Genomic DNA, 12,357 nt, shown 5'->3' with positions numbered 1-12,357 from the left:
CGTCAGATCCTCCATATACTTTTGTCGGCGCTCCGAAAGCAGATCGCCTCGCTGATATGCGGCACGCCGATTTTGACCGCCCCGTCCAGATCCGCAATTGTCCGCGCGGTGCGGATAATCCCGTGGTAGGAACGCGCGCTGAGGCGCAGGCGGCGGAAGGCATCCTCTAAAAGCTCTTCCGCTGCCTTTTCCAGAATACAGTATTTCTCGATCTGGCCTGCTTTCAGTTCGCTATTGAAATGAATCGACTCCTGCCGGTAGCGCGCCGCCTGAATTTCCGCCGCTGCCGTCGCTTTTTCCCGCATCTTGGCCGAGGATTCGCACCGCCCCTCGCCGTGCAGATCCTCGTAGGAAAGTGCTTCCACCTGCACGCAGAGATCCATGCGGTCGAGGAACGGCTGGCTGACTCTCGAGAGATACCGGCTGATGTCGCCGGGTGCGCAGGTACAGCGCGATAAGTCGGGGTAAAAGCCGCAGGGGCAGGGGTTCATTGCCGCCACCATCAGAAATGACGCCGGGAACACATAGTTTCCGCTGACACGGGAAATCACAATCCGGTGCTCCTCGAGCGGCTGGCGCAGGATCTCAATGGTTGTGCGCGTCATCTCCGGGAGTTCATCAAGGAAGAGAACGCCGCGGTGTGCCAGCGTAATTTCGCCCGGGGACGGCTGTTTTCCGCCGCCTGCAAGAGCCTGCGGCGATATCGTGTGATGCGGAGCACGGAAGGGCCGCTCCCGGCGGACACCCTCTCCTTTGGCAAGCATTCCGGCGATGCTGTAGATCCGCGTTACTTCCATCTGCTCCTCCTCAGACATCGGAGGCATGATCGTCGGAATCCGCCTTGCGATCATGGATTTTCCGCTGCCCGGCGGCCCCAGCATCAGCAGATTGTGAAATCCGGCCGCAGCGATGAGCGCCGCCCGCCGCGCCGCCGTCTGGCCCTGCACTTCGGAAAAGTCCGGCTCTTTTCCGTCCTCCTTCTTTTGATTTTCTATAGACGGAAGCGACGGCATTTTCCCTTCACAGCAGTAGTTCAAAAGCTCCTGTAAATTCTGGATTCCAACGACGTGAAGCCCGCCGACCAGACCCCCTTCCGCGGCATTTCCGGCCGGAACAAGAAGCGTTGTGCATCCAAGCTCCCGCGCCTTCGCCGCTGCCGGAAATACACCGCTGATCTCCTGCACATGGCCGTCAAGGCCGAGTTCGCCGAGCACCATCGTTTTCCGGAGTGACCCGGGCGGAATCCGGCCGAGCGTCATCAGAACGCCCGCTGCAATCGGAAGATCGAAACGCGATCCTTCTTTTCGGACGTCCGCCGGGGATAAATTAATCGTAATTCGTTTCGGCGGCAGGGAAATTCCCATGTTTTTGAGGGCTGTCCGCACGCGGTCCTGCGCCTCCTTTACCTGGGCACTCACGTAGCCGACCATCGTAAACTGCGGCATGCCGTCACTGACATCCGCCTCCACCTGCACCGGAATCATCTCCATGCCCGAGACGGTGGCTGATAATACACTGCAATACAAAGAAAACCTCCTTTTCTTTCAGTAGCAGGTCGTATAGTTCCTATTTATTTTTCATTTTGGGAAAATGTCCGGCAAGAACACCGGGAAGATATTATCTTTGATTTTTGTTCGAAAAAGTAAGGATAAGGAAACCTTTTCTGCACCTGATTTCCTTACCCTTTATTATAGAAGCAGTCCGTTTGAAATGTCAAGCATTTACGAAGCGGCAAACCGTAACCGCAACTTTTCAATTGCATTCTTCTCGATCCGCGACACGTACGAACGGCTGATGCCGAGCCGGGCAGCGACCTGTTTCTGTGTGTATTCTGCTTTTCCGCCAAGGCCGTACCGGAGAAGAAGCACCTGTTTTTCCTGCTCTTTTAATTCCGAATCCAGATAACAGTACAGCCGCACCGCGTCCTCTTTCCGGTTGTACTGTTCCGCGATATCCTCCCCGCCGCCCTCCACGATGTCGAGCAGATGGATCTCATTTCCCTCCTTGTCGGTTCCGATCGGCTCGTAGAGGGAAATCTCCCGTGCCGTTTTCTTTTTGCTCCGAAGATACATCAGCAGCTCATTATCAATACAGCGGGCGGCGTATGCGGCCAGCCGGTTTCCTTTTTTCGAATCATATGTCATCACCGCCTTGATGAGGCCGATCGTTCCAATGGAAATCAGATCGTCGAGATCATCGGGCAGGCCCTGATACTTTTTCACAACGTGCGCGACCAGGCGCAGATTCCGCTCGACCAGAATGTCTCTGGCTTTTGTATCGCCCCTCTGATACGCATCCAGACAGCTTTTTTCTTCCTGTGCAGACAGTGGTTTTAAAAAGGGTTCCAAGAAAAGCGGCACCTCAAAGGGGATTTTTCTTTATTTTATGTTTGAATTGCAGGAAACGTGCCTGTCTGCTATACTGATAAGATCAGCCGGGTTTTCCGGCACTCGACATTATATTTTTAAGAGGAGGTTTCCTTTTATGACAGACCAGAAAAACGGACAGGAATATCTTTCTTTTGTGCTGGAAAAGCTGCAGGCGCGTCTTGCCGAGATCAGCCAGTCTCTGCTGGACGGACAGAAAGAGATTGAAAATATGCACGATTATTACTGGCAGAACTATACCGAGATGGACCAGTACGGATATGAGGATTACGACAATCAGCAGGCGCTGCTGCATCAGGTGAATGCGAATCAGGAGCAGCTTCTTCTGCGGAGCCGCTTCCGGAAAATGCTGGATTCTCCGTTCTTCGGGCGTGTGGATTTCTGCTATGACGGGGATGATGAGCCGGAAATTTTCTATATCGGCATCGGCAATTTTGCGGAGCGGCCGGGCGAGCTGCCGCTGATTTACGACTGGAGAAGCCCGGTCAGCGGTCTTTTCTACGATTTTGACCGCGGGCCGGCTTCCTATCTGGCGCCGGGCGGCGAGATGACAGGGGAAATCTGTTCCAAGTGGCAGTATAAGATCCGGGATGGAAAGATGATTTACGGATTTGAGAGTGATGTGAAAATTGATGATGATATTTTAAAGGCGGAGCTTGGCAGCAACGGCGAGGTACAGCTGAAGAATATTATCCGCACAATTCAGAAGGAACAGAATGCGATCATCCGCAATACGAAGGACCGGATTCTGGTAATTCAGGGAGCGGCGGGAAGCGGCAAGACATCGGTGGCGCTGCATCGGATTGCCTACCTTTTGTATCATGACAGACAGAATCTGAAGTCTTCGAATATTCTGATTTTATCGCCGAACGGGGTATTTTCGGATTATATTTCACATATTCTGCCGGAGCTCGGTGAGGAGAATATTCAGGAAATGAGTTTTGATCTCTTTGCTTACCGCAAATTACAGGACACGGCGGCGGACTGTGAGGACCGCTGTGATCAGATTGAGCGGGAGATGCGGGATCCAAAAGCCGCAGAACGGTTTGCTTTAAAACAGTCGCAGGCGTTTGTGGACCAGATGGAGGGATTTGCGCTGGAGCTTGAGGACGAGCTGATGAATTTCTCAGACGTTTCGTATAAGTCGTTTGTGAAGTCAGAATCGGAGATTATTACGCTGTTTTATGACAAGTTTGCGGATATTCCGCTGCTCTCGCGGATGGATGCGGTGGCGGAGACGTTTATTGACGAGATCGAGACGCTGCTGAACCGGGATCTGCCGGAGGAGGAGCGGATTCCGCTCATCGAAAAATTCCAGAAGATGTATGAGACGATGGATTTTTATGTTCTCTACAATCGTTTTCTGAAGGAAGAGGGATATCAGACGCTGCCGCGGCGGCCGTTGGAGAAGCGGAAACTGCGGTATGAGGATGTGTATCCGGTTCTGTATCTGAAGTACCGCCTGTCGCGGCAGGCGGAGCGGTCGAATATTAAGCATCTGGTGATTGATGAAATGCAGGATTATTCGCGGCTCCAGTATCTGATTATCCGGCGGATGTTTTCCTGTAAGATGACGATTCTCGGCGACCGGGCGCAGACGATGGCGGATCAGCAGCAGGATGTACTGCAGTTTTTACCGGGGATTTTCGGGAAGGATCTGCGGCGGATTGAGATGCGGAAGAGTTATCGGAATACGGTGGAAATTGCGTCGTATGCGGCAAATCTCATTGGCGTGACGGATCTGGAGCTGTTTGAACGGCACGGAATGCCGGTGTTGGAACGGGATGTCACGGATCTTGAGGCGGCTCTGCGGGAGGCAGTGGATACGCTGTTTCCAGATGAGAAAACGTATGAGACGGCGGCGGTGATTGTACCGGATGAGAAGACGGCGGAACGGGCTTATTTGATTTTGCGGGAGATTCTGGCAGAAAAAGATTTTGACTGTGAAAAGCGGCTTTCTTGGCTGAACCGTGACAGCTCCAGTTTTAAGAAAGGACTGACGGTTACCACATTTTATCTGGCGAAAGGGCTGGAGTTTGATCAGGTGTTCTCTATTTTCCCGAAGGACGAGAAACGGGAGATAATGATGCAGGCGCAGTATATTGCAGCGACCAGGGCATTGCATGAGCTGAGAGTGTATCATATTTAAAAACAGGGAGATCCTCCGAAAAAATTCGATTGGATCTCCCTGTCATTTTTATTTTCGATCAGATATGATAGAATCCTGCGGACTGTGCCGGGATGGTGATGGTTCCGTCTTTGGATTCTGCTTTTCCTCCGATCGTGTAGAGGGCATCCTTCAGCTCTGCACTGTATGGGAAGGACTGCTCTTTGTCGGATGGGTTGATGATAACGAGGACTTTTTCACCCTCAGCCTCACGGACGTATGCCAGCGGATACTGGTTTTTCTCTGCATAAACGAACTCGATGGTTCCGCGGCTTAAGAGTGCTTTGCTGCTCTGGCGGATCTCGATGAGTTTTTTAACTTCGTGGTACAGGGAATCCGGATCGGCCATCTGTGCTTTGGCGGTCGGACGGTCTTTGCCCGGGTCCATGGTGATGTAGAGGTCACTGGCCGGTGCGCTGGAGAATCCTGCGTTGGTGCTGTCATCCCACTGCATCGGAGAACGGGAACCGGTGCGGTTGTATCCGCCCTCAACGGATTTCAGGCCTTCGACGTAGCGCATACCGATTTCATCACCGTAGTAGATGAACGGCGCACCTGGCATGGAAAGAAGGAAAGCGAAAGCAATTTTCAGCTCATCCCCCTGCAGACGGCGTGCCAGGCGGTCCATATCATGGTTTCCGGACGGGATGCAGATCAGGCCTTTCTGTGCGGTCTTATTGTAGTTGGTTTTGTAGGTCTCTACAAACTCAGAGATATCTCCTTTTCCGCGTTTGGAGAAGAATGGCTCATCGCAGCGGAACAGATCGTTGTAATGGGACGGTCCAAAGTGAAGCAGGAAGTCCATGTGGAAGCCGCCCTGTAAGGATTTGTCCGGCTCGCCCCACTCGGATACCATGGCTGCATCCGGGAACTCGGCGTCGAGGAATTTCCGTACCTGCTGCCACAGGCGGATGGTTCCTTTGCCTTCCTGATCGTTCTTTACCAGGGAGCCCGCCATATCGACACGGAAGCCGTCGCAGCCCATGTTCAGCCAGAATCTCATGACATCTTCCATCGCTGCCAGCGTTGCCTGCGGTCCCTCATCATCAAAGGACTGCTGCCACGGTTTTTCCGGATCCGGCTGATAAAAGCCGTAGTTCAGGGCCGGCTGGTTGGAGAAGAAGTTGATGGCGCAGGCGCCGTCACGCTCGGAAATGCCGCGCAGGCTTCCCATTCCTTCCGGTGCTTCCCATACGTTATTGGTCCATACGTAGCGGTCTGTAAATTCATTGCGGTCTGCTTTCATGGATTCTTTGAACCATGGATGCTCAACAGATGTATGGCCCGGAACCAGGTCGAGCAGAACGTGCATGTCACGTTTGTGTGCCTCTTCGAAAACTCTCTTCAGATCCTCATTCGTTCCGTAGCGCGGTGCAACGCGGCAGTAATCTGCGACATCGTATCCTGCATCACCGAATGGGGACAGGAAGCACGGGTTGATCCAGATGGCGTTGCAGCCCAGTTCCTTGATGTAGTCTAATTTTTCAATGATACCCTGGAAATCTCCGATTCCGTCGGCGTTGGTGTCGTTGAAGGACTGCGGGTAAATCTCATAAAATACTGCGTTATCTAACCATTTTGACATTTTTTCTTTTCCTCTTTCACTCTTATTTCTGCTGTATTTTCGTCGTTGCAGCAAGTGTTTCTATATGATATATTACTACTGTATCCGCTGAAATACCAGTAATTTCCTATTTCATTCTAATACTATTCTATGATTTTAGTTACAGTTCACTGGTACCCAGCGAACTGTAACCTTCGCACCCCTCATTTAAAGTTTTGCTTCGCAAAAGGAGGGCTGCTCACACCTGAATCACTTTCTTACGCAGCGAAACAGCAAGTGTTTCACTGCTGAGTGAACATTAACTGATTTTATCCATGCCACGCTCTGCCATTTCCGGCATTTTACGGACATGCTTTTTGGAGGAGGATTTTATGATGCTTTCTGCTGCGAAAGAAAAACGCCAGCACGGCTCCATGCAGGTTCCCTACAGTTATTATGACTGCCGGATGCCCGACTATTTTCCCGGCGTACCGCTACACTGGCACGGGGAGATGGAGCTGAATTATATCAAACGCGGAACGGGGTATTTTCAGTATGAGGACCGTCTGCTTACGGCGCATGCCGGTGATATTTTTCTGATTCAGCCGAACCTCGTACATGCCATTCTGCCCGCCGAGCAGGAGTCGATGTTTTATGATACGATTGTTTTCCACCAGAATATGCTGATCGGCGGGTATGACGACCGCAGCTACATGGAAATTCTGCAGCCGTTTTTCTCCGCCCGGCGCCGCATCCAGGCACCGATTTCACCCGAACATTCCGGTTATGCTGCACTTTCTGCATCCGTCCATCAGATTTTCCGCTGCATCCGTCCATCAGATTTTCCGCTGCATCCGTGAAAACTCTGCTGTCTCCGATCTTCTGCTGAAAAGTGAGCTGCTCCGCTTCTTCTATCTGCTCGCCGCATCGCCGGAACTCTGCACCGATCGTCCCGCCATGCCTGCGGCTGCTGAAAACCTGCGGCCTGTGCTCGCCTATATCCAGGAGCACTTCGCCGACCCGATTACCATAGAGGAACTTGCCAGGCTGTCGCATTTGAGCAAAAGCTATTTTATGAGCTGTTTTAAGCAGACCTTCGGACTCGGGGCCGTTGAATATCTGACACAGCTTCGGATCAAAGCCGCCTGCGAGGCGCTGCGCAGTACGACGCGGAGTGTGTCCGAAATCGCGTACGACAATGGTTTCCGCAACCTTTCCAACTTCAACCGGCAGTTCCGAAACAAAGTGGGATGTACGCCGCAGATGTATCGGAAGGAATTTCAAAATCCGTAAATTCAAAAAGGGATGCATCAAAATATGCATCCCGAAAATCTATCTCTGATCCTATTTTTATTCCGTAATCTCCGGTACCGACGGAACATCTTTATCTTCTTCCCGCCAGCTCCCAGAATGCGACAGCGCTCGCCGCAGCGACGTTCAGTGAATCCACACCGTGTGTCATCGGAATCAGCACGGTTGCATCTGTTTCAGCGATCGTATCACTTGCCAGTCCGTCACCCTCGGTTCCGAGCAGAATGGCGAGCTTTTCATGCGTTTTTAACGACGGATCATCCATCGGCACGGAGTCTTCTTTTAATGCCATCGCAACGGTATAAAATCCAAGTTCCTGCAGTGCAGCAATTCCCTGCTCCGGCCAGTAACTGCCGCCTGGCAGCACGGTCCACGGGACCTGGAAGACATTTCCCATGCTCACGCGGATGGCACGGCGGTACAGCGGGTTGCTGCAGCCTGATGTGAGGAGCACGGCATCGATGCCAAGTGCGGCGGCAGAACGGAAAATCGCACCGACATTCGTCGGGTTCACGACATTTTCCAGGATCGCCACGCGGCGGGCATTCCGGCAGATTTCCTCCATAGCCGGAAGCGTGCGGCGGTGCATCGCGCAGAGCATGCCGCGCGTGAGGGCAAAGCCTGTGAGCTGTTCCAGCACCTTCGTCTCTGCTGTATAGACCGGCGCGTCCGGGCAGTGCGCAAAGAGTGCTTCGTTTGCGGCAAGTTCTGCGCTTCCGACAAGGAACGAAACCGGTTCATATCCGGCATCCAGCGCACGCTCGATGACACGCGGACTCTCCGCAAGAAAAAGGCCTGGCTGCGGTTCATAATAGTGCAATAACTGCGGTTCTGAAAGACGCGCATACACGTCGAGCTCTGGCGCCGCAAAGTTTTCGATTTTTCTGATCTCTGACATAATATTGATTTCCTTTTGCGTTTTCTCTTTGTTTTCACTATGTTCTATTGTAGCAATCCCGCTCCCGTTTCGCAATCCATTCTTTTTCCCGCCGGTGCCGTTCCCCGCACCATTCGCCAAACCGTGCTTCCAGCACGCATCGAATTTTCTTGTTTATCTGTCTTTTTAAAAAATTTCTCAATTTCCTCTTGCCAAACGCCGCCGGAGACGTTATAATAATCGACGGTTCAAAATTAAAAACTGCAGAAAAGATTGGTATCAGATTGGAAACGGCACAAGTGCATTGCTTGGTTAACGAACAACACATGTGTCTTTTTTGCGCCCATTTTTCAAAAAACGCAAAGAAAAGGAGAACAATCGATGCCAAAAACAAAATTTCAAAACGTTGTATTTACCCTCATGATGTCCTTTCTGATGGTCTATGCCATGATCTGCTACAACATTTCCATGAACATCGGCGGAATGACAAATCAGGTCTTTCTGATGGCGTTTCACGAGATGATGATCATGTGGCCGGCCGCTTTTATCCTCGAGTTTTTCCTCGTGGATCATCTGGCTCACAAATTAGCTTTTTGCATGGTAACACCGCAGGATCGTCCGATCGTAATCACGCTGGCAATTTCCATTATGATTATTGCTATTATGTGTCCGATTATGAGTTTTATTGCAACACTGCTGTTTAAAAATGCCGGAAAAGAATTTGTCGCTGTCTGGCTCCAGACCACGTTCTTAAATTTCCCGGTTGCCTTCTTCTGGCAGCTCATGTACTGCGGACCCTTCATCCGTTTTCTGTTCTGCAAACTGTTTCCGGAGAAATAAGAAAAGATATCCACAAAGGGAACCGTTTTTCCCCTCTCTGTCCACAATTTCTGTGGACAGACGGTGCAAAATGGTTCACCTTCTGTGGATATCTTTTTGTTTTTTCCCGGATTACTCCTGTGGTACCGGATTGGATACGCTGACTACATGATCATACCAGGTTCCTTTTTTACCAATGATCGCAACATTGAAATCCTCGTCCAGTTTTTCTACCGGGATATCAAAGCCGTACACTTCATCTGTGGTTCCGTCAGAATACGTTACCTCATCTGTGGTCGGCTCGATCAGCTCTGCGCCGTCTGCCTGTGCTTCTTCTTTTGTTCCCACAAAGACATTGACAATGTTTTTGGATACCAGGCTGACGTGGATGGTCATTTTTCCGTCTTTTACCGTCAGGACACCCTTTCCTTCTTTTGCTTCATTGACATGGAACATATTGCTGTCTGTATTGAAGTCTGCCGTATACGTACCGTCTTCCAGCTCTGATGCGCTGCTTTCTCCTGCAGTCTCCGCTGCCGATGCGCTTTCTGCTGAAACATCTGATGTGGATGTACTGCTCTCTGCCTTAGATGCATCCTGTACAGAAGCGGAAGATGCGTCTGCCGCAGAAGACGCAGATACTGCAGATGCAGAAGATGACGCTGCATCCTTTCCGCCACATGCGCCGAGCATGGATACAGTCAGTGCTGCTCCAAGAAAAAGAACTGCCAATTTTTTTCTCATAATAAATTTCCTCCTTGTATCACCTTGAAGCGGATCTTTTTCATCCGCTCAACTTAAAATCCGACAGCACACTGAGTCTCTTCAGCCGTACTGCCGGATCTTATTTTACTCTATTTTACGTTCGGAATACAACCCCTAATTATTCAGCATCGTCCTGAACGCCGTTGCCGTCCATAGCTGCCTTGGTGTGCTGTACATACAGCTGCTCAACAGCATCGATTCTTCCAAGACCTTCGATCTGAGTGTCGATCTCATCGAATGCACCGGATGCCTCAAACTGGCTCTTCCAGGAATCCTCATCCTCGCCTGCCATATCGTTGTTTGCGTGGTCACCTGCAACAACCATCAGCGGACGAAGAATTACTTTCTTGTATCCGGCTGCTTTTACTGCCTCGATCACGTTCTCGCAAGCGGTCTCTTCCGGCTCGCCCTCAACGGTTCCGATGAATACGTTTTTGTATCCAAGAGTATCCATCTGTGTCTGCATCTGGCTGTAGGTTACTTTTGCAGTGTGGGAAGTGCCATGTCCCATAAATACGAAAGCAGTGCCGTCCTCTGCTGCTGCATCCAGACTGTCATAATTTGCAGATTTTACTGCCTGTGCCGTGATTGCTTCTGCAACGGCCTGTTTGTCCTCGTTGATTACGGTAGCGTCACTTCCAACCTCGCCAAGCAGCGGCTCTGCGATGGTTACGGACTCAAATTTATCCTTGTAGCCATCTACTGCTTCTTTCAGCTCATCGTACTCTGCTCCGTGCATCAGGTGAGTCGGCTGGATAATCAGGTTCTTCACGCCATTGCTTACGGCTCTTTCCAGTGCCTGATCCACGTTGTCGATCTTCTCGTCATCGCGGGCCTGTACATGGTTGATGATGATCTGTGCGGTGAAGGCACGTCTTACGGACCAGTCCGGATATGCAGCCTGCAGAGCTTTCTCAACGCCTCCGATATCCTCAGCACGGCTGTCGTTGAAGGAAGTACCAAAGCTTACAACCAGAAGCTCATTCTCGCCGATCTCGTCTCCGTTTAACGGATCATCCTTGGATGCATCACCTGTGTCTCTTCCGAAGTAATCCGGATCTGCGTTCTCGCCTTCTACAAGTTCCTTCTGCGCGTCTGTCAGGGCATCCCATGCCTCTTTTGCTTCTTTGCACTGCTCGTCGGTGTTATCATTTCTTTCCTGTACATAAATTGCGTCAATCAAAGCTGCCACTTTATCTGCTGCCTCCTGGTCTGCATCTGCGGATACCTCTTCAGATGCAGAAGATGCGCTTACGCTGCTGCTTGCTACTGTGGTGTCTTCCTCAGATGCGGAAGATGCACTTACGCTGCTTGTTGCTGTGCTGCTTGCGCTGTTGCTGGATGTGTTGCTGCTTCCGCATGCGCCGAGCATAGATGTTACCATAGCTGCTGAAATTAAAGCGACTACAAGTTTCTTTTTCATTTTTGTTTTCCTCCCATTTGCTGGTATCTTTGCAACAACCAATATCGGGGACGTTTTACATTTCAAACTATGAGAAATACGCTCCGCGAGTTTCTCAAGTTATCGCGGCAGTCGCTAAGGTCTCGTGCAAGCACGGACTTTGGCTCGTTGCCCGCGTAAATAGAAAGAAGCCCTTTCGTTTTTCAACGAGGGGCTTCCAGTATTTTCATCACAAAGAAAACCATTTCACCCGCTGTGGGGCAAATGTCCGCTTTCCTGTTTTGTACTGCCAGTTCCTCGTGACACGAACGTAACGTTCCTGTACTGCGAAAGGCAGGTCTCCCGGCTCATTGCTTCAGGATTTGACTCCAGCGCATCGATCTCCTTCCCGGTTTCCCAGTGGATCATTCCCCTGCTTGCAAAATACGGTGACGAGTTCGTGCAGGATTCACACCTGCTTCCCTTTTCACCGGACACGTATGTCCGACACCTTACACATCGATATTTAATTGTCTTTTCTTTAACGACTGTTAGTGTAGCACATCATCTTTTCTCTGTCAAGTGCCGTAAAATCAGGAAATCCGGCCATTTTCCATTTCATATACCACATTCGCGACGTTCATCGTGGACACAATACAAATTATATTTTTATACTTATACAATAATGTAAAGTTTACATTGTTGTATAACATAAATACTAAAATAAAAAGCACTAGAATATTTTCTAATGCTTTTTGTCTAACACTTATTCAAAAATGTTTTTCAACTCACAGACCTAAGTCTGAACTCGCAGAATATCCTCGGTATTTGTATCCTGCCCTTTTATCTTACCATAAATTCCGCCAACGTCAATTAGTTATTCCTCCCTTCAAATCCTCTAAGTTAGCAACCACCAGTTCAACTGGTGGTTTATTATTAGCCCTCCAAAGGGCTATTGTTACTATTCGCCCCAAAGGGCGGTATCGCAAGCACTTTTGCTGGCCCGCTATAAAGCGGTACTACTCGAATCTTCTCGTCTCGATTCTTCTGCTTGCTCTTTTATATACTTTTGAACTGCTTCATCTGTTATATTGCCAATCGTTTCAA

The 12,357-nt window shown here is 50.4% G+C and carries 10 protein-coding genes and 1 riboswitch; of the genes, 4 read left to right on the top strand and 6 right to left on the bottom strand.

Features of this window, described 5'->3' with window-relative positions; translation table 11 throughout:
- Positions 1–2 precede the first annotated feature (2 nt).
- Both DWZ44_RS02020 and sigK read right to left on the bottom strand, forming a co-directional pair.
- The gene (locus DWZ44_RS02020; protein WP_117804111.1) at positions 3–1,526 is read right to left on the bottom strand and encodes a YifB family Mg chelatase-like AAA ATPase; all 1,524 of its coding nucleotides are present in this window, start codon (positions 1,524–1,526) and stop codon (positions 3–5) included.
- A gap of 195 nt (positions 1,527–1,721) precedes the next feature.
- Positions 1,722–2,348 (bottom strand): RNA polymerase sporulation sigma factor SigK, encoded by a 627-nt coding sequence (sigK, locus tag DWZ44_RS02015; RefSeq protein WP_022462180.1) that lies wholly within the window; start codon positions 2,346–2,348, stop codon positions 1,722–1,724.
- 136 nt (positions 2,349–2,484) lie between these two features.
- Between sigK and DWZ44_RS02010 the strand changes: the two genes are divergently transcribed.
- Positions 2,485–4,536: a HelD family protein gene (locus tag DWZ44_RS02010; RefSeq protein WP_117804110.1), complete on the top strand. Its 2,052-nt coding sequence runs from the start codon at positions 2,485–2,487 to the stop codon at positions 4,534–4,536.
- Positions 4,537–4,594: 58 nt separating this feature from the next.
- Here DWZ44_RS02010 and DWZ44_RS02005 read toward each other — a convergent pair whose 3' ends face one another.
- Entirely contained in the window at positions 4,595–6,139 is a 1,545-nt protein-coding gene (locus DWZ44_RS02005; RefSeq protein WP_117804109.1) for an alpha-amylase family glycosyl hydrolase, read from the bottom strand.
- Positions 6,140–6,489: 350 nt separating this feature from the next.
- Here DWZ44_RS02005 and DWZ44_RS02000 point away from each other — a divergent pair, with 350 nt between their 5' ends.
- Complete coding sequence (locus tag DWZ44_RS02000; protein ID WP_158565813.1) at positions 6,490–6,957, top strand: AraC family ligand binding domain-containing protein; 468 nt, start codon at positions 6,490–6,492, stop codon at positions 6,955–6,957.
- Positions 6,884–7,390 (top strand): helix-turn-helix domain-containing protein, encoded by a 507-nt coding sequence (locus DWZ44_RS01995; protein ID WP_158565812.1) that lies wholly within the window; start codon positions 6,884–6,886, stop codon positions 7,388–7,390. The genes DWZ44_RS02000 and DWZ44_RS01995 overlap by 74 nt, the downstream gene beginning before the upstream one ends.
- A 91-nt stretch (positions 7,391–7,481) precedes the next feature.
- Here DWZ44_RS01995 and DWZ44_RS01990 read toward each other — a convergent pair whose 3' ends face one another.
- On the bottom strand, positions 7,482–8,306 hold the full coding sequence (locus tag DWZ44_RS01990) for a TrmH family RNA methyltransferase (RefSeq protein WP_117804171.1): 825 nt from the start codon (positions 8,304–8,306) through the stop codon (positions 7,482–7,484).
- A 360-nt stretch (positions 8,307–8,666) separates the two neighbouring features.
- Here DWZ44_RS01990 and DWZ44_RS01985 point away from each other — a divergent pair, with 360 nt between their 5' ends.
- Positions 8,667–9,125, top strand: a complete 459-nt coding sequence (locus DWZ44_RS01985) for a DUF2798 domain-containing protein (protein ID WP_055218568.1) — start codon at positions 8,667–8,669, stop codon at positions 9,123–9,125.
- A 111-nt stretch (positions 9,126–9,236) separates the two neighbouring features.
- On the opposite strand, the gene DWZ44_RS01980 is transcribed toward DWZ44_RS01985, so the two are convergent.
- The gene (locus DWZ44_RS01980) at positions 9,237–9,848 is read right to left on the bottom strand and encodes a hypothetical protein (protein ID WP_022462174.1); all 612 of its coding nucleotides are present in this window, start codon (positions 9,846–9,848) and stop codon (positions 9,237–9,239) included.
- 139 nt (positions 9,849–9,987) lie between these two features.
- The gene (locus DWZ44_RS01975; protein ID WP_117804106.1) at positions 9,988–11,292 is read right to left on the bottom strand and encodes a sirohydrochlorin cobaltochelatase; all 1,305 of its coding nucleotides are present in this window, start codon (positions 11,290–11,292) and stop codon (positions 9,988–9,990) included.
- 294 nt (positions 11,293–11,586) lie between these two features.
- Positions 11,587–11,780, bottom strand: a riboswitch (cobalamin riboswitch).
- Positions 11,781–12,357: the final 577 nt, after the last annotated feature.

The sequence above is a fragment of the Blautia sp. AF32-4BH genome, from assembly GCF_003460565.1.
Classification (GTDB): Bacteria; Bacillota; Clostridia; order Lachnospirales; family Lachnospiraceae; genus Fusicatenibacter; species Fusicatenibacter saccharivorans.
Note: the sequence above shows the minus strand (reverse complement) of the source record. Positions and strands in the feature narration are given on the sequence as shown.